Here is a 25,176-nt window from a genome sequence, read left to right on the forward strand (position 1 = left end):
ATTTTTGTTATAAACTAATTGCAATTATTCATACATTTTTGTGGTGTAAACAAATCAAAAAAAATACATTTGTATTTTAAAATTAAGAAGGATTATGTCAGAAAATATCGAAAAAATAAAATGTTTAATTATTGGTTCTGGTCCTGCAGGTTATTCTGCTGCAATTTATGCTGCTAGAGCAGATATGAAACCAATAATGTATACAGGAATGCAAATGGGAGGTCAATTAACAACTACTACTGAAGTTGATAATTATGCTGGTTATAAAGATGGAACTGATGGAACAGCAATGATGAATGACTTTAAACATCAAGCAGAGCGTTTTGGAACAGAAGTCCGTTTTGGAATGGTTACAAAAGTTGATTTAAGTGATAAAGTTGGTGGAGTTCACAAAGTAATTGTGGATGAAACGAAACATATAGAAGCAGAAACTATTATTATTTGTACTGGAGCAACTGCAAAATATTTAGGTTTAGAAAGTGAGCAACGTTTAATTGGTGGAGGTGTTTCTGCTTGTGCTACTTGTGATGGTTTTTTCTATAAAGGGCAAGATGTAGTTGTAGTTGGGGCAGGAGATACTGCTGCAGAAGAAGCCACATATTTGGCTAATATTTGTAATAAAGTTACACTCTTAGTGCGTAAAGATTATATGAGAGCTTCTAAAGCGATGCAGCACAGGGTAAATAAAACTGAAAATATTGAAGTATTATACAATACTGAAGTTGATGAGGTTTTAGGTTCTAATGTTGTTGAAGGTGTAAGAGCAATTAATAATCTAACAAAAGAAAAGCATGACATTGCTGTTACCGGAATTTTTATAGCAATTGGTCACAAACCAAATTCAGATTTATTTAAAGGTGTTTTAGATATGGATGAAACAGGGTATTTAATTACAAAAGGTAAAACGACCAAAACAAAGTTACCTGGAGTTTTTGCTGCTGGTGATATTCAAGATAAAGAATACAGACAAGCAATTACAGCTGCAGGTACAGGTTGTATGGCTGCTCTAGATGCAGAGCGTTATTTAGGTGCTTTAAAATAAGCAATTAAATTGCATTTTTATAAAACAAAAAAGAGATTACTTTTAAAAGTAATCTCTTTTTTATTTTGCTATGAACCCTGTCAGTTCGAGTTATTCTGCTTTTTTGCGGAATTGTATCGAGAACATTTTAGTAGACTGGTTTTCAATTAACTTATTATAGATTCCTGCTTGTGCAGGAAGGACATTTTTAATTTACATTCCAATTGTTTCATTTCGAAATGAGCCTTTTTAGGCGGTTGAGAAATCTCATAGTTTAATTTCGAGGTATTTAAATTTTAAATAACTTTAAAATTAAACTTCTACAGAAGCTTTCATCGATTTTCTGTAAAGAAATTTGTTGAAAATATTTCTTTTTCCAAAATTATTCATCGATTTTGCATTTACAAATTTCCCAAAAAGCACTTTGCTCACACCAAAATATTCGTATTTATTACCATCTGTAAAAGTAACTTCTAACAGCATACTTTTATGGTGCCAATCTGCTACTTGAAACTCTGTAATTGTTTTTTTATAAGCCTCTAAGTTTGCCTCTTTAGTTTCTGGAGCAATACTTACTAAAAAATGATACCCATCTATAATTTGAGTACTCATAATGTCTGCTTCTTCTTTTTTAGCTTCGTCTGTAAATTTATCTGGATGCCACTCTTTTACCAAACCTCTGTAAGATTTTTTTAATTCCTTTAAATCTATTGGACCTTCTACATTAAAAAGCTTTTTATATTCTTTAATACGTTTCATTTCTTTGTTTTCAAATTGCGTGCAAAACTACTGATATTAAATTGATTAAAATTTAAAATGAGAGATATTTTTAATGAAATATTATTCAATTGGTATAAGTGTTAAACTTGTCCATCTTCCTCTGGAGAAAGCAAAAGAATCATTTTCAGGAATTTTTAGGTTAGAATGTGAGTTAAATTGGACTTCTAAAACGGCATCTTTTTTTAATTTTACGTTTTTAACAGTAAAAATTGAAGGTTCATAATCTATTTCTGTTGCTGAATTCTGAAAGACCTTTAAAAGACTATCATTTACAAAAATTTTGTAGAAAGATTCACCATCAGTTTCTTTTAAGGTAGTTAGATCTATGTCATAAAGACCACTTTTTCCTTTAAAAACTGTATTTGCTGCAGAAAATAAATTCTTATAAATAACTGCGTTTATTGCCAATGCATTTTTCTTTTTATGTTTGTAAAATGGTGCAATTCCTTCTCTTTTTACAGGGTTAAAATCTGTAATTGCATTTAAAACTATTTTTTTGCTTTCGTTTCTTTTTTTTGTTTGGCAAGAAACGAATAGTAATGTAATAATGAATAAAGAAAGTTGTATGGTTTTCATAATATTTTTCATTTAATACTTAAGTGATTTTAGTGCAAGTTATTATTTATTTATAATAATTTTGTGAAAATGTAGGAGAAATCTTAAAAAATAATAAGTCAAAAATAGACAACATTACATTGTTATATTTTGGAATAAATTCGTTTGAATAATCTGTAAAGAATTGATAAAGTAATCATGTTTGATAAGCTACAAAGGATGAATGCTTTTGTAAATTCATCTAACATTTAGTAATAAATTTTAGTTGTTATGATTTTTATAAACCAAGCTCTTTTCTTTCTTTAGTGTCTGTAACTCCGTTTTTGCTCCAATAAGCAGATTGTATGGTTTTAATTTTTGTTGCTTTTGTAGTTAGTTCTTTTCCTCTTTGTGTAAAAGTTTCTTCCCAAGATTCTATGGTGTAAGGAAATTCTTTGGTAAGTTGTATGGTTAATTTTCTTTTTAAAGTGGGATAAGAAACCGAAAAGTACATAAAACCATCTTTTTCAATTAAATTGATGGTGGCATTATAGGCTTTAATTTCTTGATGATTTAATCCTAAAAACTCAAAAGAAGGAATTACTTTATAGTTTCCTGTTTTTATTGAAGCAGGATTTATTCTTAACAAGTTCCAAAAATCATTCTCTAAAACTTCTTTTTTAAGTGATAGATTTCTATCAGCATTGCTCTCAAAATAAGAGAAAAATTTAATTTTAAAATCTTCTCTATTATTTAATTGCATAAATGTATTTCCACACCATTCTTGAGCAGAAAAAGAAATTTTAATTGCTTTTTTGTTGATGTCAATAGGAGAGAAGGTACTTGTCATTATAGCATAAGGATAAATTCCTGTAGTATATTTTTTAGTGCTATTCAACTTTAAAATGGGTACATTTTTTTTATTCTGATAATCTGCTTTTACTTGTTTTTGAGGAAGAAAATCTTCGGTAACAAAAATGTTTACTGCAGTTCCATCATAAATTTGCCCATATCTAGCTTGCGTTAATTTATAAGAAGTTATTTCTGCTTTGCCAGCATACCAATAGTTATTAAAATTTTTATGTTTTTGTTGATTCTCAATTTTTGTAGTTATTGAATCATTCTTTTTTTCTGGTGATTTAGCAGTGCAAAAAATAAAAAGAAGACTTGTAATTAGTAAAGTATAGCTATTCATAAAACGTTTCATTTATAATAAATTAAAACACTAATTTACAATAAAAAAAGACCATCAGAAAAAATGATGGTCTTTTAAACAAACAACTAATTCTTAAAACTTTGATTTTTAAGAAAATTTTAAATAATTTGTCTTTACAGACATTTCGACTGCGCTCAATAAGACATATTAATTTTAGAAGCAGTATTTATTTTCTGCTTTTACTTTTTCTGCAATTTCGTTACGTAAATCTACAATATCTGGGTAATTTGTATATTTAGTAAAACGTTTTAGACCCATTAACATCATGCGTTGTTCATCTCCTTCAGCAAAAGAAATAATACTTTCTTTTCCTTTTTCTTCAATTTTATCTACTGCATGATACAAGTATAATTTAGACATTGCAATTTGTACAGATTGTTCTTTTTCGCTGGTGCGTTTTACATTTTTTTCTGTTCTTAAAATGGCAGATTCTGCCATGTAAATCTCAATTAAAATATCTGCAGCAGAAATCAATAATTGTTGATGCTCTTCAATTTCTGGTCCATATTTTTGCAATGCTGCACCAGCAACCATTAAAAATGTTTTCTTCAATTTAGCAATCATTTCTTTTTCTTCAGCAAACAACTCTGAGTAATCTGGCGTATCAAAAGAAGGAATTCCCATTAAACTATTGGCAACTTCTGTGGCAGGTTCTAATAAATCTACATGACCTTTCATCGCTTTTTTAATCAACATACCCACAGAAAGCATTCTGTTTATTTCGTTTGTACCTTCGTAAATTCTAGCAATTCTAGCATCTCTCCATGCAGATTCCATAGGTGTTTCTTCAGAAAAACCCATTCCACCAAAAATTTGAATTCCTTCATCTGCACAGTTTTGTACATCTTCAGAAACGGCAACTTTTAAAATAGAACATTCTATTGCATATTCTTCTACACCTTTTAATTCTGCTTCTTGATGCGTGTTACCAGCTGCTACTCTTAAATTAATTCTATCTTCTATATCTTTTGATGCTCTATAAGTTGCAGATTCGCCAACATAAGCATCTGTTGCCATTTCTGCTAATTTTACTTTAATAGCGCCAAAATTTGAAATAGGCGTTTTAAATTGCTTACGTTCTGTTGCGTATTTTACAGCAGTTGTTATAATTCTTCTTTGAGAATCTAAACAAGCCGCAGCTAATTTAATTCGTCCAACATTTAATGCATTCATAGCAATTTTAAAACCTTCTCCTCTGCCTGCTAACATATTTTCTACGGGCACAACTGTATCATTAAAAAATACTTGTCTTGTAGAAGATGCTCTAATTCCTAATTTATGTTCTTCTTCACCTAAGGTTATACCATTGGGTTTATCTTTATCAAATTCAATAATAAAACCAGTAATGTTTTTATCGTTTTCAATACGAGCAAAAACAATCATTAATCGACAAAATCCTGCGTTAGAAATCCACATTTTTTGTCCGTTGATTTTGTATGATTTTCCATCTGCAGAAAGTTCTGCAGTAGTTTTCCCTGAATTTGCATCAGAACCAGCTCCAGGTTCTGTTAAACAATAAGCACCAAACCATTCTCCAGTTGCTAATTTTGGAACGTATTTTTGTTTTTGTTCTTCTGTTCCATACAAAGTAATTGGCATAGTTCCAATACCCGTATGTGCACCAAATGCAGTACTAAAAGAACCTGTTCCAGAGGAAATATAATCGCATGTTAATACAGTTGAAACAAAGCCCATACCTAAACCACCATAAGCATCAGGAACAGCAACTCCTAAAAAACCTAATTCACCAGCTTTACGCATTACTTCTTCAGTTAAAGCATAATCTTTTGCTTCAAATCTGTTTTTATGCGGAATGATTTCACGATCATTAAATTCCATTACAGCTTCCTTCATCATTTGTTGCTCTTCAGAAAAATCTTCTGGAGTAAAAACGTCTTCGCAATTTGTTTCTTTTACAAGGAATTGACCACCTCTTAGAAGATTTTTTTTTGATGTTTCCATTTTTTTTTGATTTAGATTATAGAAGAAAGAAAATAGAGAAAAGACTTAATTTAGTCCGTTTTTAAACCCCATTGTCATTCTCTGGAATTCTTCTATTTTATCTTCAAGTTTTTTTAATGTTTCGTTATTTAAATATTGTCTATGTTTTGCTACTAATAGTTGTGTTCCTAATTCAAAGGAAGAACCTAATGAAATATCTAAAAAATGACTAAAAGATTTATTTGTTCTTGCTGAACCTTCTGCTATATTGCTTGGCATTGATATAGAGCATCTACTCATTTGAGAACTTAAATCAAATTTTTCATGCTTTGGGAAATTTAGTAAGATGTCAGAAATATCATTTGTAATTTCCAACCCAAGTTTCCAAATTTTTAAATTTTTATAATTATGTCTCTGTTTAGCACACATTTTGGTCTATTTTCTCTTTTCTATTTTCTTTCATCTTTTTTATGAAAGAAACTCAAAAACCCCAGCAGCACCTTGTCCTGTTCCTACACACATAGTTACCATTCCGTATTTGTTTTTCATGTTACGCTTACGCATTTCATCAAACAATTGCACAGATAATTTTGCGCCAGTACAACCCAAAGGATGCCCTAATGCAATTGCACCTCCATTAACATTTACAATTTCTTGATTCAAATCTAACTCACGCATAACTGCTAAAGATTGAGAAGCAAACGCTTCATTCAATTCAATTAAATCGATATCGTTTTGTTGTAAACCTGCTTGTTTTAAAACTTTAGGAATTGCAGCCACAGGGCCAATTCCCATAATTCTGGGCTCTACACCAGCAGCAGCATAATTTACCACTCTTGCAATTGGTTCAATATTTAATTCTCTTACCATTTCTTCACTCATAACCATTACAAAAGCTGCACCATCACTCATTTGAGAAGAATTTCCAGCAGTTACACTTCCACCAGCAGCAAATACAGATCGAAGTTTTGCTAATACTTCTTTTGATGTTCCTGCTCTTGGACCTTCGTCTTTAGTAACTGTATATTTTTTGGTTTCTTTCTTTCCGTTTGCATTTAAAAAAGTTTGTTCAACTTCAATAGGCACTATTTGGTCTTGAAAACGATTTTCTGCTTGTGCTTTTAAAGCTTTCATATGAGAGTTATATGCAAATTCATCTTGGTCTTCTCTAGAAACTTTAAATTGGTTAGCAACTGCTTCTGCAGTATTTCCCATTCCCCAATAATAATCTGCATGTCCATCTTTAATGGTATCGTAATTTAGCTCTGGTTTAAAACCTGTCATTGGTACAGAGCTCATGCTTTCTGCACCACCTGCAATAATACAGTCTGCCATTCCTGCACTAATTTTTGCAGCAGCCATTGCAATGGTTTCTAGTCCTGATGAACAAAAACGGTTTACAGTAACTCCAGGAACATCTACAGAATTTAAACCGATTAAAGAAATAAAACGTGCCATGTTTAATCCTTGAGAACCTTCTGGCATTGCATTACCAACAATTACATCATCTATACGTTTTACGTCTAAATTTGGCAGTTCTTTCATCATATGCTGAATTGTTTCTGCCCCTAATTCGTCTGCACGTTTAAAGCGAAAAACACCTTTTGGAGCTTTTGCTACTGCAGTTCTGTATGCTTTTACTATGTATGCTGTTTTCATTTTTTTTTGTGATTTTTAGATTATTTGATTTTTAGATGTTTAGACTTCTAACAATCGAGAAATCTAGTAGTCTAATAATCTAATTTCTTAGTGGTTTCCCAGTCTTTAACATCGCTTGAATTCTCTCTAACGTTTTACGTTCTGTACAAAGTGATAAAAATGCTTCTCTTTCTAGATCTAATAAATATTGTTCTGTAACCAGTGTTGGTTCAGATAAATCTCCACCAGCCATTACATATGCCAGTTTGTTGGCTATTTTCATATCATGGGCACTTATATATTTAGAATGTTCCATAGCATCTGTACCTACTAAAAACATACCTAAAGCTTGTTTACCTAAAACTCGTACATCTTTTCTAGTAACAGGTTGTGTGTAACCACTTTCTGCCATTAATTTTGCATGTGCTTTTGCAGTAGCAATTTGTCTGTCTTTATTTACTACAATAACATCTTTTCCTTTTTGAAGCAAGCCTAAATCAAACGCTTCATAAGCAGAAGTAGAAACTTTTGCCATACCAATTGTTAAGAAATTTTCTTGTAAAATGTTTAATTCTACGTCTCCTTTTTGAAAAGAATCTGATGCTCTTAAAGCCATTTCTTTAGAGCCACCACCACCAGGAATTACTCCAACTCCAAATTCTACTAATCCCATATAGGTTTCTGCAGCAGCAACTACTTTGTCTGCGTGTAAAGAAATTTCGCAACCACCACCTAAAGCCATTCCATGAGGTGCAGATATTGTTGGAATGGATGAATAACGCATACGCATCATAGTATCTTGGAAATATTTAATGGCGTAATTTAATTCGTCATATTCTTGCTCTACAGCCATCATAAAAATCATACCAATATTGGCACCCACAGAGAAATTTGCAGCTTGATTACCAACCACCAAACCTTGAAAATCTTTTTCTGCCAAATCAATTCCTTTATTTATTCCTGCTAAAACATCACCACCAATTGTGTTCATTTTAGATTGGAACTCTACGTTTAAAATCCCATCTCCAATATCTTCTATAACAACACCAGAATTTTTAAAAACTTCGTTAGATTTTCTAATATTATCTAAAATAATAAATCCATCTTGACCCGGTTTTTTAGTTTGAGATTTAGAAGGAATATCATAATAAAAAGTTGCGCCTTCTTTTACAGAATAGAAAGACGTAGAACCTGCAGCTAACATTTCTGTTACCCAAGTTGCAGGTTCATTTCCTTCAGCTTTTAGAAGCTCAATACCTTTTTCTAATCCAACTGCGTCCCAAATTTCGAAAGGACCATTTTCCCAACCAAAACCAGCTTTCATTGCATCATCAATCTTATATAATTCATCAGAAATTTCTGGAATTCTATTCTGAACATAAGCAAACATTGCCCCAAAGTTTTTTCTATAAAATTCTCCGGCTTTGTCTTTTCCACCAACTAAAATTTTAAATCTATCAATTGGTTTGTCTATTGTTTTTGTTAATTCTAAAGTTGCAAATTTTGCTCTTTTTTTAGATCGATATTCTAAAGTATCTAAATCTAAAGTTAAGATTTCTTTTTTGCCATCAATTACAGATTTTTTGTAAAAACCTTGTCCAGTTTTACTTCCTAGCCATTTATTTTCCATCATTTTGTTGATGAAATCTGGAAGTTTAAATAAATCATGCGCTTCATCATCAGGACAATTGTCACAAATACCATTAGCAACGTGTACCAAAGTATCTAAACCAACCACATCAACCGTTCTAAAAGTGGCAGATTTTGGGCGACCAATAACTGGGCCAGTCAATTTATCTACTTCCTCTACAGTTAAACCCAATTCTTTTACTTGATGAAACAACGATTGGATTCCGAAAATTCCGATTCTGTTACCAATAAATGCAGGAGTATCTTTTGCTAAAACCGAAGTTTTTCCTAAGAACTTTTCCCCATACATCATTAAGAAATCTGTAATTGCTGGTTTACAATCTGGTCCAGGAACTACTTCAAACAATTTTAAATATCTTGGAGGATTAAAAAAGTGTGTAACAGCAAAGTGTTGTCTAAAATCTTCACTTCTGCCTTCATTCATAAATTTGATAGGAATTCCAGAAGTATTAGAAGAAATAATAGTTCCAGGAGTTCTATGTTTTTCTAGTTTTTCGAAAACTATTTTCTTAATGTCTAGTCTTTCAACTACAACTTCCATAATCCAATCTGCCTCTGCAACTTTGGCAATATCATCTTCTAAATTACCAGTAGTAATTCTGTTGGCAAATTTTTGATTGTAAATAGGAGATGGTTTCGATTTTAAAGAAGCCTTTAAAGCATCATTTACCAATCTATTTCTAACAACTTTATCTTCTAATGTTAGTCCTTTTGCTTTTTCTTTATCGGTTAATTCTCTTGGAACAATATCCAATAACAGCACTTCTACACCAATGTTTGCAAAATGGCATGAAATACCACTTCCCATTATACCTGAGCCAATTATCGCTACTTTTTTAATTCTTCTAGTCATTAGTTCATTTGTTTTAAACGGCTTTATTACTAATTTCTTTATAGATTTCTCTATCGGCAATTAATTTATTTATGGTTTCTGTTACTTTAAAAAAACCTTCTAGTTCTTTTGGTGTAACGTGTTCTCTAATTTTTTCGTTAAATTTAATTACGTATTCCTTAGATATTTTACGCATTTCTTTACCATAATCAGTAAGTTTAATAATTACACTTCTACCATCTTCTGGGTTTTTTTCTCTAGAAATAGCACCTTTATCTTCCATGCTTTTTAGAATTCTAGAAAGACTTGTTGGTTCCATTCCCATTAAAGGACCTAAAGCTGTAGAGGGTGTTCCTTTTTCTTTATCAATATTTAATAAAACAAAAGCGGTTGACATTGTGCTGTCATGCATTGCTGCTTGCTCATTATACACTTTTGCAACGGCTTGCCAAGTAGCTCTGAGCTCATGATCTATTGATTTTAATTTTTCCATGTTGTCAAATATATAAAAATATATTATGCATGCATAGTAAATCATAAGAAAGTTATGCATGCATAGTAAATTTTAACAGAAAATTTGATATTAGGTTGATGGCATACAAACACTAATAAATAGAAAATATGTAAGTTTGTATCCACTTGAAACTTTCAAGAAAACCAACAAAATTCGATGAGTAATTTATTAGAAATCAACAATGTTGTAAAAAAATATGGCGATTTTACGGCATTAAATAATGTTTCATTACACATACCAAAAGGAAGTGTTTTTGGCTTATTAGGACCCAATGGAGCAGGAAAAACTTCATTAATCAGAATTATTAATCAAATTACAATGCCAGATGCTGGATCTATTATTTTAGATGGAGAAGTTTTAGCACCAAAACATATAGCACAAATTGGTTATTTGCCTGAAGAACGTGGTTTGTATAAGTCGATGAAAGTTGGGGAACAAGCATTGTATTTAGCTCAGTTAAAAGGGTTGACTAAGTCAGAAGCAAAAACACGCTTAAAATATTGGTTTGATAAATTTGATATTTCTGCTTGGTGGAATAAGAAAATTGAAGAACTATCTAAAGGAATGGCACAAAAAGTACAGTTTATTGTTACGGTAATGCACAATCCTAAATTATTAATTTTTGATGAGCCTTTTTCTGGTTTTGATCCTATAAATGCTCAATTAATTGCCAAAGAAATTTTACAATTAAGAGATGAAGGTGCAACAATTATCTTCTCAACTCACAGAATGGAATCTGTAGAAGAAATGTGTGATGAAATTGCTTTGATTGATAAAGCTAACAAAATTTTAGATGGTAAATTAGCTGATATTAAACGTAAGTTTAGAACGTTTACCTATCAAGTTGGTTTGCTTACCAATCATCCTACAGAGGTTGAAGAAAAATTAAAAGAAAGATTTGAAGTTTTTCCATCAAAATTTAAATTATTGAATAATTGTTTAACTTTAAACGTAAAATTAACACAAGGAAATTCTGCTAACGATTTGTTATCATTTTTAACAAGTAGGGGAGAAGTGCAGCATTTTGTGGAATTGATACCAAGTGCAAACGATATTTTTATTCAGGAAGTAAAAAAGAATAGTTACTAAAATGAGCAAGTTAAAACTAATAATTCAGCGAGAGTTTATTGCTAAGGTTCGTAATAAATCTTTTATTATCATGACTTTTTTAAGTCCGGTTTTAATGATTGGAATGGGGGTTTTAATTTATTTTCTGACGCAGAAAAATGATAAGAAAGTAAAAAAAATCGTTTACGTAGATTATTCAGAAATATTCTCTAAAGAAGATTTTAAAGATTCAAAAACAGTCCATTATTTAGATTATACAGCTTTAGGAATTGAAGAAACAAAGCACAAAGTTAAGGTTGGTAAATATTATGGAGCCTTAATTATACCCAAACAAGATAGTTTAGAATTGCTATCTAAATCTATTGAGTTTTATTCTAAAGATACTCCATCAATGTTTATTGTCAATTCTTTAGAAAGGAAAATAACGTCTAAAATTAGAAATAAAAAACTGACGTATTTTAATATTGATTTAGATAAAATAGAAGCATCTAAAATTGATACAGAAATAAAAATGATCAATTTTTCTGGAGAAGAATCATCAGAATTAATAAATATTTTAAAAATAGGTATTGGTGCAATTGCAGGGTATTTGTTAATGATGTTTGTAATTATTTACGGCAATTCTGTAATGCGAAGTGTTATTGAAGAAAAAACAAGCAGAATTATAGAAATTATGATATCCTCAGTAAAACCCTTTCAATTGATGTTGGGTAAAATTATTGGCAATGCAACTGCAGGTTTATTACAGTTTTTTATTTGGGGAATATTACTTTTTGTAATGATTACAGTTGCTTCTGCTGTTTTTAATATTGATGTAGTAGAAATGCAAGCAGCAAAAGTACCGGCAGAACAAATGGAAATGGTTAAAGATGTTACTTCTGGCAATCAGGCTCAAATTGTGATACAAGAAATATTAAAACTACCAATTTTAAAAATATTTGTATTATTCATTTTTTACTTTTTAGGTGGTTTTATGCTATACAGTTCATTGTATGCAGCAATTGGTGCAGCAGTAGATAGTGAAACCGATACGCAACAATTTTTATTACCTGTAATGATGCCTTTAATTCTTGGTTTTTATGTTGGTTTTACAACTGTTATCAATGAGCCTGATGGCACTATTGCAGTACTTTTTTCTCACATTCCATTTACAAGTCCTATTGTAATGTTAATGCGAGTTCCATTTGGTGTTTCTTGGTTAGAATTGTTACTTTCTATGGCATTATTATTGGTTACCTTTGTAATAATGGTTTGGTTAGCAGCCAAAATTTATAGAGTTGGTATTTTAATGTATGGTAAAAAACCTACGTATAAAGATTTGTATAAATGGCTAAAATATTAAGATGATACAAGATACATTAGAACAAGTAAAAGATACAATTACAGAAGAAGCTAATAACGTTTTAGACTATACGTTTACCATAAGTAAAGAAATTTCTATTACTGTAAAAGGTTTAATTCTTATAACTTTGGCTTTGGTTTTGGCTTCTATATTATTAAAATATATTAGAAGATTTTTAACTAGAAAATTACCCGTGAATGATAAACAAAAATTTGTAACTGTTTTTACGTATTTAAGAGGTTTTGTTTTTTTAATTATTTTTTTAATTGGAATGCATTTTTCTGGCGTAAATGTAACCGCAGTTTTTGCAGCTTCTGCAGCTCTATTAATTGGTGTTGGTTTGGCTTTACAGACCCTTTTTCAAGATATTATTTCTGGTATTTTTATATTAGTTGATCAATCTGTACATGTTGGTGATATTATTGAACTAGAAGGCAAAGTAGGTAGGGTTTTAGAAATTCGTTTAAGAACAACAAGAGCTGTTACCATAGATAATAAAGTATTGGTAATACCAAATCATTTATACCTTACCAACATTTTATTTAATTGGACAGAGAATGGTACAGAAACTAGAGAGTTTGTTGATGTTGGAGTTGCTTATGGCTCTGATGTTGAACTGATAAGAGAAATTTTGTTGCAAATTGCAAAAGCACAGCCTAAAGTTTTAGAACACCCAGAACCAAAGGTTTTATTTACCGATTTTGCAGATAGTTCTCTTAATTTTAGAATATCCTTTAGCTTAAACGATAGTTTTGATGTGCGTTTTACACAGAGTAACATTCGTTTTGAAATAGACAAAGCGTTTAGAGAAAATAATGTAACAATTCCTTTTCCTCAGAGAGATGTACATGTTTATGCACAGAAATTAGAGCCTAAATAAATAATGTCAAAAATAAAAATTCTATTTTTTTTGATGTTGATAAGTGTAACTATAAATGCACAATTAACAGATTTAGCTAGGCTAGAATATTCTTTTATTCCTAAAACTAAATCTGAAGATAGATATACAAGAATTAAAGCAGCATTTAATTATCCTATTCAAATAAAAAAAGATAATTATTTTTTGGTAGGACTAGAGTATAATAGACTTTTTATTGAATTAGAAGATCAATACCCTTTTGATCCTTCGTTATTAAACAAAGCTACAATACTAGATTTAAACTTTGTTTATACCTATAAAATAAATAAAAAATGGAGAACAGCATTTAAAGTAACTCCTAGAATATCATCTACTTTATCAAAAAAAATAACTGGCGATGATTTGTTTTTAAACGGAGCTATATTTTTTATAAAAAACAGAACAAATGATGATGAGGTTACCAAGCCTTATCGATTAATTTTAGGATTAACTTATAATACAACAACAGGAATTCCATTTCCACTTCCTTTTATAAATTACAATAGAAAAGTAAATGAAAAATGGTCTTACACTTTGGGAGTTCCTAAAATGAATTTAAAATACAATATCAATAAAAAAAATAGTTTACAATCTTTTGCAGGTTTAGATGGCTATTTTGCTAATTTGCAAGAACCAATTTTAATAAATAATAAACAAGCTAATAGTATTTCATTATCTGTTTTAGTAGCTGGTTTAGGATATGAACATCAGTTTACAAAACATTTATTTTTATACACTTACAGTGGATTTACTTTTAGACTAAATAATGTGTTAAGAGATAGTAATAGAGATAACTTATTAACGTTAGATAATTTGAACGCCTTTTATCTAAGAACAGGAATTAAATTTAAAATATAATGTCAAAAATATTAATTATAGAAGATGAAGCTGCTATTAGAAGAGTTTTAATAAAAATTATTTCTGAAGAAAATGAAACCTATAATGTGGAAGAAGCAGAAGATGGTTTGTTAGGAATTGAAATGATTAAAAATAACGATTACGATCTAATTTTATGCGATATTAAAATGCCAAAAATGGATGGAGTTGAGGTGTTAGAAAAAGTAAAAAAAATAAAGCCAGAAGTGCCAATTATAATGATTTCTGGTCATGGAGATTTAGATACAGCAGTAAACACAATGCGTTTAGGAGCATTTGACTATATATCTAAACCACCAGATTTAAACCGACTTTTAAATACGGTAAGAAATGCTTTAGACACCAAAACGTTAATTGTAGAAAACAAACGACTCAAGAAAAAAGTAAGTAAAAGCTACCAAATGATTGGTAAGAGTGATGCCATTTCTCACATTAAAGATATTATTGAAAAAGTTGCTGCAACAGATGCAAGGGTTTTAATAACTGGGCCTAATGGAACAGGAAAAGAATTGGTTGCCCACTGGTTACACGAAAAATCTGATAGAGTTAAAAAACCAATGATTGAGGTAAATTGTGCTGCAATACCATCAGAATTAATAGAAAGTGAGCTTTTTGGACATGTAAAAGGTTCTTTTACAGGTGCTAATAAAGACAGAGCAGGTAAGTTTGAAGCAGCAAATGGAGGAACCATTTTTTTAGATGAAATTGGTGACATGAGTTTGTCTGCTCAAGCAAAAGTGCTACGTGCTTTGCAAGAAAATAAAATTCAACGTGTAGGCTCTGATAGAGATATAAAGGTAAATGTTAGAATTGTTGCTGCTACTAATAAAAATTTGAAAGAAGAAATTGCACAAGGTAGGTTTAGAGAAGATTTATACCACAGATTAGCCGTTATTTTAATTAAAGTACCTTCTTTAAATGATAGAAGAGAAGACATTCCTTTATTGGTAGACTTTTTTACGAATAAAATATCTGTAGAACAAGGCACACCTAAAAAAGAATTTTCTGCTGCAGCAATTCAGTTATTACAAGAATATGACTGGACAGGTAATATTCGTGAGTTAAGGAACGTTGTAGAACGTTTAATAATACTTGGAGAAAAAGAAGTTTCTGCAAATGATATTAAATTATTTGCAAGTAAATAAATTTTAAAAAAATGGCTAAAAAAAAGTACATATACTCAAAACTTACTACAGAAAACAGCTCTTTTTTTAAGCGATTTACGCATAACAAACGTTTTACAAAAGCTTTGAGCTTAACAAACCTAACTAAAGAAACTAAAATTTTAGATTTTGGTACAGGTGATGGACACTTTTTAAATCTAATTTATAATGAAGATACCTCAATAGTTTATGGTTATGAGCCAATTAAAGAGATGTTTACTCAGTTGCAAAGTAATATTGATAACAAAGAAATTAAATTAATCAATCATTTAGATGAGGTTTCTAATTTAAAATTCGATGTAGTTTATTGTTTAGAAGTGTTAGAACATTTTTACAAAGACTATCAAATTTATTTGTTAAATCAAATTAAAAATCAATTGGCAATTAATGGTTTGGTAGTTGTTTCTGTGCCAATTGAAGTAGGTATTGCTTCTTTTATAAAAAATACAATTAGGGTTGCTATTCAACAATTTGAGAGAGATACAAATTTTAAAAATATGGTAAAAGCACTTTTTTACAGGCACGTAGATAGAAGTACAGAAGGTAATTATATCTTTTCTCATATTGGTTTTAATTACAAAACGTTAGATAAAATTTTTAAGGAAGCAGGTTTTACTATCGTTAAAAAAGATTTTTCTCCTTTTAAAATATTACGTGGTTTAAATTCTCAGGTATTTTATGTATTGAAAATGAAACAATAAGCAAAATATTTAAATTTTAAAATAAGTATCGATAAAGTTGATGGAAAGATAAGAACTTCCCATCAACTTTTTTTTCTTAAAAAAAACTCTCTAACTATCTTTGTATTGTAATAAAATAACAGATTATTAACTATACAAATTAAGAAAAAAAATGGCAACAGCAGTTGGTAAACAATTCCCAGATTTAAATGTAGATGCAATGAACGAAATGGGAGACACGTTCAAAGTAAATGTTTTAGAAGAAGCAAAAAAAAATAACAAAAAAGTATTATTATTTTGGTATCCAAAAGATTTTACATTTGTGTGTCCTACAGAATTACATGCTTTTCAGGCAGCTTTAGGAGAGTTTGAAAAAAGAAATACAATTGTAATTGGTGCTTCTTGTGATACTCCAGAAGTACACTTTGCATGGTTAAGTCAAGCTAAGGAAAATGGAGGTATTGAAGGTGTTACCTACCCACTTTTAGCAGATAGTAATAGAAACTTATCATCAATATTAGGTATTTTAGATATTACCAATGAAACTTATGATGAAGTTACAGGAACTGTACAAGTAGAAGGAGATAATGTAACTTACAGAGCTACCTATATTATTGATGAAGAAGGTATTGTACAACATGCAAGTATTAACAACATGCCTATTGGTAGAAATGTTGGTGAATATTTACGTTTGGTAGATGCTTTAACGCATGTACAGGAAAAAGGAGAAGTTTGTCCTGCAAACTGGGAAGAAGGTAAAGATGCAATGTCTGCTAATGCAAAAGGTACAGCAGCATATTTAGCAACTCATTAAATTTTATGAACCTCATTTAAATCCTTCCTTTTAGGAGGGATTTAAAATGAGAAAAATCAAAATTATTATGGTACAAGAATTAAGCGAAGATACGCTAGTAAATATAATTGCTGATAATAAAAAAGTAGTGGTTCAATACTCTGCAACTTGGTGTGGAAACTGTAGAATTATGAAGCCAAAATTTAAAAAATTATCTTCAGAAAACGAAGATGTGGTTTTTGTAATTGCTGATGCAGAAAAATTTCCTGAAAGTAGAAAATTAGCAGATGTAAGTAATTTACCAACGTTTGCAACTTTTGTAGATGGTAAAAACGTAAATCAAACGCAAACAAATAAGTTTGATGTTTTAAAGGAATTGGTAAACGAAGTAATTTAATTACTGACAAACTGAACTTATTTCAGAATATCAGTCTAATATTAATTTAACTGATTACAATTACACAAACGATTTGTCAGTCTGAGCTTGTCGAAGACTTTTTTTAATCTTTAAACATCCTTTGATAAGCTCAGGAAGACATTTTGATTTTTAATTGTTTTATGATATTTAAAATCAAATTTGGTCCTATTAATTAAACAGATTCCCGTTTTTTGGAATAATAAATAAAAAAAATGAAATTACCTGTAATAAAACACCTTACTACTTTTATCGAAGAAAACGATCAAGATTATGTGTTAGAAACTATTGAAACTTTAGAAGCATTAACAGAAGTTCCTTCTCTAAAAGATGAGGAATTAGATGTGATAGGAGAGTTGATTTCTAATATGTATGGAGCTGTAGAAGTAGATAAAATGATAAAAGAGGGCACACCTAAAAAAGAAGCGTTAAACGCTTTTATGAAACGTGTATTAGGTTCTATAGATTCATAAATAATACTTGCTTTTAGTAAAATAAAAATCCCTAGTTTTTAAACTAGGGATTTTTGTTTTGAAATTATTTGATAGTTAAAACTGATATCTTACAGATAACGCAATATTTGAGTTTAACCCATCTAAGCCTCCTGCAATTGCAACTTCTGGTCTGTAATCTAAAGAAAGTAAAAGAGGTATATTAAAACTATACTCAATACCAATTACACCAGCACCAAAAACACCAAGGCCATCAGCATGTACAATTCCTGCACCAACACCAGCATACCATATAAATGGTTCTTCTAAAACCCAACCCCATTGATATAAACCTGTTGCTTTAAAGTTTGCAAAGGTATTTGCTAAACCTAAGTCTATTTCTAAACGTTGATTTTCTCCTAAAAATTTTTGGTAAGAAATTTCTCCTCCAGCTCCATCTCCACTAGCAAAACGTAAACCAATTGAATGACCATATCTGTCTTGTGCATTGATAGATAAACCAGCAGCTAAAACAAAACCAAAAATTAAAATTATTTTCTTCATAATTTTTTCTGTTTTTAAAATATTTTTCAAAATTACAACCATTCAACCTTAGCAGCAAAATATTGAGTAAAATCTTTTGTTATTCTGTTACATTAATTCTAACACCTTTAGAATGACTGCTAAATTCTGGAGCATACATACTTTGAATCGTTGTAATTCCGTTGCTAAAATTACCAGCATTATTTACTCTTACATCATATTCAAAAACATACACTCCTTTTGGTAAACGATCAAAAAAGAAATTTGTTGCAGCATCTTTTGTACTTTCATAATAACCTAAATTGTCTTGCCATTTGTATTTAGAGATTACATTAATAGGTTCAACACCAGAAGCTCTCATATCTTTCATGTGAATAAATTCCATATTTCTGTCACTTCTTAATTCGATTCTTACTGTAATTAAATCGCCAATTTTTATGGTTGATGAATCTCTAATTTCTTGCAATTCTTTGCCAGTATCAGAATTTACCTTTAAGAATAGTTTTTTGTTCAGTTTCAGCGGAGTTTCAGCAGTTGTAATTTTGTCTAAATCTTCAAAATATTGCCAATACAAACCTCCCCAAGCAATTCCGTTTCCTTTTTTACTGATGGTAATTTCGCCCATTTTTGGATTGATTTCATGATCATTCCAAGAAGTTTTAAAATAACCTGTTCCAGCTTCAATTTTTACATCATCCAACTTTGTTGGATCTATTTTTTTATTACCAATTGTAATGTTTACCATTTCTGTAACACTTTTACTTTGCTCAGTATTGGTAGATATCCAGTCACTTCCATTCAATAACAAAGCATAGACAGCTTCTGTGGTTGCTTTTGTAGTTTTCCATCTATTGGTTTGCTTGTTTTTTAGCAACCAAATTTTAAGATTATCAATAGTTGTAATATCATTTTCAATTTCAGAAAAAGCCTCAATAAGAAGTGCTTGTGTTTCTACAGGAGCTTGGTAATAGTAATAACCAGCAGTGTTAGATTTCCAATACATGCCTAATTCATTAGAAGTAATTGAGTTTTCTTTTAATGATTTTAGAATTTTATTTGCAGCCTCTTTTTTATCATTTCTAAATAATAATAAAGCAATTTGACCCTTTGCATACAAATTATACTCATTCCAATAAGTTGCTGTTTGGCTTTGGTAATAATCAACTGCTTTTTGTAGTGCATCATCCAAAGAAATATCAGCATAAAAACTACGCATATATAAATACTGAATTGTAAAATAGCCTAAATTATTTTTTGCTAAATATTCTTTATATGCTTTTTCTCCTTTCTTTTTACTCTTTGCTTTTTGTTTATTTTTTTCTGCTCTTTCTAAAAGTTTTTTATATTGTTCTAACAGTTCATCATCTAAATACTTAACAGATTTTTCAATCATTTTTTTGGTTGATTTGTTATAATCATTAACCCCTAATTTAGATAAATGACCAAAACCAGTTGCAATATGTTGAGTGATGAACCTACTTGCATATTTACCACCTTTAAACCAAGGAAAACCACCAGAATTCATCTGAATATCTTTTAACTTATTGATAGCTTTTTCTTGTTCATTTTTCATTTTATTTAAATCGAATAATAAAGCAATTCGTTTTTTTTGCTCGGTTTCAGATTGCGCATCTCTAAGCCATGGAGTTTCTTGAATAATCAATGATTTTAATTCTTGGTTTTTCTCTAAGTTTGATAAAAGAGCATCAGAAGATTTCCACACATTAAAGACTTCTTGAATCCTTGGGTTAGAATTTGCGACAAAACTTGCCAAGGTATTTGCATAATATCTTGCAAAGGTTTGTTCTGCACATTCATAAGGATACTCCATTAAATAAGGCAAAGATTGGATTGCATACCAAACTGGGTTTGATGTCATTTCTAACGTTAATTGATGGTTTTTTAAAGTTGATGAGGTGTTGCCTTTTAGCTTATTTAACGTAAATGTTTTGGTTTGATTAGAACGAACCCACATTGGTAAAGTTTCTGTAACCAACATTCTGTTAGATAAAACAGGCAATACATTTTGTTCTCCATCAGAAAAATCACCAGCTTTTGCTACAATTTTATATTGTACAACTTGTACCGTTTTTGGAATTGATAAGTTCCAAGAAACGCTGGTATTACCCTCTTTATCAACAGAAAAATTTTTGTTAGCGTTTAAGTTTTCTAAATCTGAGTCAATTTCTTTTCCTGTAATTGCATCTGTTAAAATCAGTTTTGCAAAACCAGATAATTCATTGTTTGTTAAGTTGGTAATTTTAGCAGACAATGTAATTTTATCTCCTTCTCTTAAAAACCTTGGTGCATTTGGCACTACCATTAATTCTTTTTGAGTAACAGTTTGTAGGTTTTTTGTTGCTGATTTCAATTCATTAGTATGAGCTAATAATTGTAATTTCCAACGAGTTAAAGCTTCTGGCATTGTAAAAGAAAAACTGACTTGCCCTTTTTTATCTGTTTTTAATTGAGGAAAAAAGAACGCGGTTTCGTTAAAGTTTTTACGAGCTTTTACTTGAGATAGTTCTTTGTTTAGTTTTGCCTGACCTGATTTTGTAGTGATAATAATAACACCATTTGCTCCTTTTGCTCCATAAATAGCAGTTGCTGCTGCGTCTTTTAAAACAGTCATACTTTCAATATCATCGAAATCAATCTCTTTGATATCAGTAGCAACACCATCTACTAAAACTAACGGATTTTCAAGACCATTAAAAGAAGCTTGACCACGAATATAAATTTGTTGATTATTGTTGCTAGGAATTCCACTGCCTTGAATCGATGTAACACCTGGAATTGTGCCTTGTAAACTTTCGGAAACTGAATGAACAGCAGCAGTCCTACTACTTTTCCTTTGAGCTCCATAACCAACAACTACAACTTCATCTAAATGTGCTGCACTTTCTTTAAGTTTTATGTTGATGTTTGTTTGGGTATTTACAAGAAATTCTTTCATTTCAAACCCTATATAGCTAACTATTAAAACATCTCCCTTTTTAATTTTAATTGAATAATTACCATCAAAATCTGTAGTTGTGCCAAATGTTGTACCTTGTATTACAACAGAAACTCCTGGTAAAGGCAAACCATCTTCATCAGAAATAGTACCAGTAATTGTTCCGTCAAAATCGGTTCTAATACTATTTATTTTGTTTTTTGTAGTTCTTAGATATTGTTGATTTTTCCATCGATTATTATTCAAACTAAAACCAAACCAATTATAAGTGTCATAAGAAATAGCAGGAAACCCAAAATATCTTTTTTGGTTGTTTTTGATGCTAAAATTGATGTTCCCAAAACTTTGGTTGGCATTACTTACCCCATAAGAATAATACCTAGGTTTTGCAGTTATAGGGTTAAATTGCCAATTATGTGATTTAAATTCATCTAAAGAAGCATCATACATAGAAGCTAAAACTTCTGCTGTAACAGCATTATTTTCATCATTTTTAATGCTAAAACTCCAAGTTTCTTCTTGTCCTGGTTGTAATTTGTCTCTAAAAATATTGGTTTCAATAGCAATAGATTCTTGTTTTTCAGTAACGTTGATTAACAAACTACCACTTTTAAAATAATTGTAGTTTACAAAGTGATATTTTACTGCAAAACCTCCAATATCATCTTTATTTACTGGTATTTTTATTGTTTTAGTTTCATTATTTAATTTAATTAAACGAGTTTCAATAATTTTATGATTCTTCTCTATCTGTACAACAACAGTATTATTTTTTGATGCAGAACCAATACTAATTTCAACAGTATCATCAATTGTATAAAAAGTTTTATCAGTATTTATTACAAACAATTTATTGTCTGCTATTTGTGTATCTTTAGTAGAGAAAACAGTAAATCTATGCTCATCCTTTACAGCTTGTCCAAATGTATCTTCACTTTCTAAAATGGCAATGTATTTACCAGAAACCCAATCTTTAATAGTCGATAGTTTTAGCTCTTTTGAGGTTTCTGTATTAAAATTTTTATTGAAAACCAATGCCCCTTTTTTCCAGTTTTTTTCATCAGCTTCATCTTCAGAATAAGGCTCGTTTGGAAACAAAGTTCTAAATGTATTCTCAGAAATATCTTGATAATCAGGAGCATTCCAAGGTCTTTTTCTTAGCGGATTTTTAGGAGCTTTTAACTTGTAAATTTTTACAGTTCCTTTTGCTGGCACAAACTCGCCATTTAGGTTTTTTGTATCCACTTTTAAAAGCGTTTCTTTTTGGTTTTTATCAATTTTATCATCTAAAGAAATGGTTGCCAATAAAGAATGATAACCTACGTTAATAATCGTAGTTGCTGAGCGAGTTTCTCCATTAATATCAGTTATATCAGCAGTAATTTCATAATTAAAAACAGGAAGACTTCCTTTGTCCACAGTTTCATCTGGCATTGCTTTAAAAATAATTTCAAATTCCCCTTTTTCATTGGTATTACTTTCTCCATTAGTAATTTCTTGAGAGCTAGAGCTTGGGTTGGGTCTTCTCCAATAATACCAACTTGGGTATTGCACTTTTCTATGCACTCTATATACTACTTTTGCATCGGTAATATTTGCCCCAGAAAAAGCTTTAGCAAAACCATTTACAGTAATTGAATCGTTAATTTTAAAACTTTCTGTAACAGGTTTAAATTCTGTTTCAAACTTAGGTCTTTTGTATTCTTCAACAGAAAATTTGATGGCATTATTATAGTCAAAATCAAAATCTTCGTTGTCATAAAACTTGCTGTCATGCTCAAAGCTTTCATCAACTTCAATAGAAAACTCGCCAGTTAAACCATTGTTTGGAATTATAAATTCTCCAGCAACAGAACCAAATTCGTTCAATTTTAAATCTAATGTTTTTACAATTTGATTATTTACATCATATAAGGTAACTTCTACAAATTCGTTTTTAAAAATTTCAGATTTGTCTCCTTGTTTTTTAATTACAATGGCTTTAAAATAGACAGTTTGCCCTGGTCTGTAAATACTTCTATCTGTAAAAATAAAGGGTTTTATCTTTATTTCTTGGTTGCTGTTTCTATAATTTTTGCTGTTGTTTTCATATAAATAATGATTCCCAAAAGTTGCAATATCTTCTTTTGTAGCGACTGTTATTTTTACATTTCTATAAGTTTCATCACTTTTAAAAGAAGCAAAACCCAATTTATTTGTTATCAATTTTTTATTGATGAAATTCAAATTTTTAAAGACTTTGTTTTTTAAATGAATTTTGGCATTTTTTATTGGTTTTCCGTTATTTCTATCCACAATTTGATAATTGTAGGTTTCTCCAAAATTATTTTCAATTAAAGTTAGGTTTGTAACTTGCATTACAGCTGTTCCATAAACGCTGTTATCGTTTAAATCTTTGTTTTCAGAGGCAGTAATTAGGTAAGTTCCGTTCTTAAATTTCGGTACAATTACTTCTGTTTTATGTTGCAAATAATCTTCTTTGTTTCTTAGTTTAGCATTCCAATTAGTTACTTTTTCAAGAGATTTAAAAAAAGTGATTTTTTCTTCTAAATCATATATTTTATGATATTTTTCTAATTGTTCTGTTGTTGTTTTATAAGCAATAAAAAACAATTGGTCAATGTTTTTATAACTGATTAATAATCTAGAATTTATATTAATCGGAATGTTTTTTTCTGCGGTAATAGAAAGTGATTTTGTTTTAATTTGATTCTTTAGAATAGAACAATTTTTTGCACCTAAAGTTTCTGGAAAATCATTCATTATTTGATTACAAATTGTAATTGCAAGTTTGTTTTTAGAGTTGTTTTTATAATTTTTTGCAATTTCAAAAGCATATAAACCACTTAATTTATTGTTTTTTAATTGCTCTTTTGATGTTTTTAAAGTTGATAGATAAATGGCTTCTTTATCACTAAAAGTTGCATGTTGTTTTACAAAGTTTAATCTATGGATATCAATATCAACTAAAGCATCTAAATTATTTTCTTTTAAATGAAATTCAATTAAATTCTGATAGATTTTTAAGCTATTAAACTGTAAAGATAAAGTGTCTTTTGTAGTTAAATTTACCTTAGAAAAAGAGTTGTAATCACTTAAATAAGCTGGATTATCAATAATAAATTGATAAGAAGGTTTTGTAATTGAAGTTTCTGAAGATTTGTAAAAATCTAAAGCATTGTTTGCTAAAAAATCGTATAAAGTAGGTCTGTATTTTTTTGAATCTTTTACAATGGATAAAATAGCTGCAAAATCTATAATATTAACATTTTGAAGCTTGTTTGAATCCTCTAAAGAAGCCTTAAAATAGGTGTGAATTTCTTTAAATAAGGTGTCTAAATCCCAAGTTCTAAAATCATTTACATCAACTTTATTTGCAGTTTTTGTTCTATTGTAAAATTTATACCTATTTTCAGTAAAATACTGCCAATACAAGTTTGCTAAAACATTTTCTAAAACATTTTTGGTTGGGAATTTACTTTTTGCAATATGTTTTTTAAAAGAGTTAATTACTTTTAATTGTGCATCTTCTTCTAATACTAAAGAAAACTTACTTTTATAAAAAAGCGATTTTACCAATTGAGGAGCGTTGTTTTCTTTTTCTGCTTTTGTGTAAATTTCATCGACACTTTTTAAAGCCGATTTTGGTAAGTTATCAATTTCAAACTTTTCTACTTCTAGCCAAAGATTCTTGTAAGATTTTTGGGCATAAGAAATTGAAGAGAATGCAAGAATAATTAATAATGTTGTTGTAATTTTTTTCATAATCCTATTGTTTTGTACTATCAAAGCACGCATAAATTAAGATGTAAATCAACTTAAAATTAGTAAACAGGTGGTTTCAATGCGTAAAACTATTTTTTAATTGAGTTTCGTTCTAAATAT

Annotated in this window: 20 protein-coding genes; 10 read left to right on the top strand and 10 right to left on the bottom strand. The window is 29.8% G+C overall.

What is annotated here, in order from left to right; all coding sequences use genetic code 11:
* Positions 1 to 94 precede the first annotated feature (94 nt).
* Positions 95 to 1,042 carry a thioredoxin-disulfide reductase gene (gene trxB / locus Q0731_RS07435; RefSeq protein ID WP_299062028.1) on the top strand — a complete coding sequence of 316 codons (948 nt, stop codon included), beginning with the start codon at positions 95 to 97 and terminating at the stop codon, positions 1,040 to 1,042.
* 291 nt (positions 1,043 to 1,333) lie between these two features.
* On the opposite strand, the gene Q0731_RS07440 is transcribed toward trxB, so the two are convergent.
* From Q0731_RS07440 to Q0731_RS07475, 8 genes are all read right to left on the bottom strand, one after another.
* Positions 1,334 to 1,780, bottom strand: coding sequence for a KTSC domain-containing protein (locus Q0731_RS07440; protein WP_299062031.1), 447 nt, complete (start codon positions 1,778 to 1,780; stop codon positions 1,334 to 1,336).
* An 81-nt stretch (positions 1,781 to 1,861) separates the two neighbouring features.
* Positions 1,862 to 2,377 carry a hypothetical protein gene (locus Q0731_RS07445; protein ID WP_299062034.1) on the bottom strand — a complete coding sequence of 172 codons (516 nt, stop codon included), beginning with the start codon at positions 2,375 to 2,377 and terminating at the stop codon, positions 1,862 to 1,864.
* A gap of 256 nt (positions 2,378 to 2,633) precedes the next feature.
* Positions 2,634 to 3,530 carry a septum formation inhibitor Maf gene (locus tag Q0731_RS07450; protein ID WP_299062037.1) on the bottom strand — a complete coding sequence of 299 codons (897 nt, stop codon included), beginning with the start codon at positions 3,528 to 3,530 and terminating at the stop codon, positions 2,634 to 2,636.
* 174 nt (positions 3,531 to 3,704) lie between these two features.
* Complete coding sequence (locus Q0731_RS07455) at positions 3,705 to 5,513, bottom strand: acyl-CoA dehydrogenase family protein (protein ID WP_299062040.1); 1,809 nt, start codon at positions 5,511 to 5,513, stop codon at positions 3,705 to 3,707.
* Between the two features lie 45 nt (positions 5,514 to 5,558).
* A complete protein-coding gene (locus Q0731_RS07460; RefSeq protein WP_299062043.1) occupies positions 5,559 to 5,921 on the bottom strand; it encodes a four helix bundle protein in 363 nt (120 codons plus the stop codon).
* Positions 5,922 to 5,960: 39 nt separating this feature from the next.
* A complete protein-coding gene (locus Q0731_RS07465) occupies positions 5,961 to 7,151 on the bottom strand; it encodes an acetyl-CoA C-acyltransferase (protein WP_299062046.1) in 1,191 nt (396 codons plus the stop codon).
* Positions 7,152 to 7,230: 79 nt separating this feature from the next.
* On the bottom strand, positions 7,231 to 9,633 hold the full coding sequence (locus tag Q0731_RS07470) for a 3-hydroxyacyl-CoA dehydrogenase/enoyl-CoA hydratase family protein (protein ID WP_299062048.1): 2,403 nt from the start codon (positions 9,631 to 9,633) through the stop codon (positions 7,231 to 7,233).
* 13 nt (positions 9,634 to 9,646) lie between these two features.
* Positions 9,647 to 10,105, bottom strand: a complete 459-nt coding sequence (locus Q0731_RS07475; protein ID WP_299062052.1) for a MarR family transcriptional regulator — start codon at positions 10,103 to 10,105, stop codon at positions 9,647 to 9,649.
* Between the two features lie 177 nt (positions 10,106 to 10,282).
* On the opposite strand from Q0731_RS07475, the gene Q0731_RS07480 reads away from it, so the two are divergent.
* The 9 genes from Q0731_RS07480 (at position 10,283) to Q0731_RS07520 (ending at position 17,834) form a co-directional block, all read left to right on the top strand.
* On the top strand, positions 10,283 to 11,215 hold the full coding sequence (locus tag Q0731_RS07480) for an ATP-binding cassette domain-containing protein (protein ID WP_299062054.1): 933 nt from the start codon (positions 10,283 to 10,285) through the stop codon (positions 11,213 to 11,215).
* Position 11,216: 1 nt separating this feature from the next.
* Positions 11,217 to 12,536: an ABC transporter permease gene (locus Q0731_RS07485; protein WP_299062057.1), complete on the top strand. Its 1,320-nt coding sequence runs from the start codon at positions 11,217 to 11,219 to the stop codon at positions 12,534 to 12,536.
* A gap of 4 nt (positions 12,537 to 12,540) precedes the next feature.
* The gene (locus tag Q0731_RS07490) at positions 12,541 to 13,416 is read left to right on the top strand and encodes a mechanosensitive ion channel domain-containing protein (protein WP_299062357.1); all 876 of its coding nucleotides are present in this window, start codon (positions 12,541 to 12,543) and stop codon (positions 13,414 to 13,416) included.
* A gap of 3 nt (positions 13,417 to 13,419) precedes the next feature.
* Positions 13,420 to 14,292 carry a DUF6268 family outer membrane beta-barrel protein gene (locus Q0731_RS07495; protein WP_299062059.1) on the top strand — a complete coding sequence of 291 codons (873 nt, stop codon included), beginning with the start codon at positions 13,420 to 13,422 and terminating at the stop codon, positions 14,290 to 14,292.
* Positions 14,292 to 15,455 carry a sigma-54 dependent transcriptional regulator gene (locus tag Q0731_RS07500; RefSeq protein ID WP_299062062.1) on the top strand — a complete coding sequence of 388 codons (1,164 nt, stop codon included), beginning with the start codon at positions 14,292 to 14,294 and terminating at the stop codon, positions 15,453 to 15,455. The genes Q0731_RS07495 and Q0731_RS07500 overlap by 1 nt, the downstream gene beginning before the upstream one ends.
* 11 nt (positions 15,456 to 15,466) lie before the next feature.
* The gene (locus Q0731_RS07505; RefSeq protein ID WP_299062065.1) at positions 15,467 to 16,174 is read left to right on the top strand and encodes a class I SAM-dependent methyltransferase; all 708 of its coding nucleotides are present in this window, start codon (positions 15,467 to 15,469) and stop codon (positions 16,172 to 16,174) included.
* Positions 16,175 to 16,325: 151 nt separating this feature from the next.
* A complete protein-coding gene (locus tag Q0731_RS07510) occupies positions 16,326 to 16,967 on the top strand; it encodes a peroxiredoxin (protein ID WP_299062067.1) in 642 nt (213 codons plus the stop codon).
* A gap of 67 nt (positions 16,968 to 17,034) precedes the next feature.
* Positions 17,035 to 17,343, top strand: a complete 309-nt coding sequence (locus tag Q0731_RS07515; protein ID WP_299062359.1) for a thioredoxin family protein — start codon at positions 17,035 to 17,037, stop codon at positions 17,341 to 17,343.
* Between the two features lie 233 nt (positions 17,344 to 17,576).
* On the top strand, positions 17,577 to 17,834 hold the full coding sequence (locus Q0731_RS07520) for a hypothetical protein (protein WP_299062070.1): 258 nt from the start codon (positions 17,577 to 17,579) through the stop codon (positions 17,832 to 17,834).
* A 75-nt stretch (positions 17,835 to 17,909) separates the two neighbouring features.
* Here the strand turns inward: Q0731_RS07520 and Q0731_RS07525 are convergent, their stop codons facing one another.
* Positions 17,910 to 18,356: a hypothetical protein gene (locus Q0731_RS07525; RefSeq protein WP_299062073.1), complete on the bottom strand. Its 447-nt coding sequence runs from the start codon at positions 18,354 to 18,356 to the stop codon at positions 17,910 to 17,912.
* A gap of 79 nt (positions 18,357 to 18,435) precedes the next feature.
* Positions 18,436 to 25,056 (bottom strand): carboxypeptidase-like regulatory domain-containing protein, encoded by a 6,621-nt coding sequence (locus Q0731_RS07530; protein WP_299062075.1) that lies wholly within the window; start codon positions 25,054 to 25,056, stop codon positions 18,436 to 18,438.
* Positions 25,057 to 25,176 lie beyond the last annotated feature (120 nt).

The organism is uncultured Polaribacter sp., assembly GCF_947497695.1.
Lineage (GTDB): Bacteria > Bacteroidota > Bacteroidia > Flavobacteriales > Flavobacteriaceae > Polaribacter.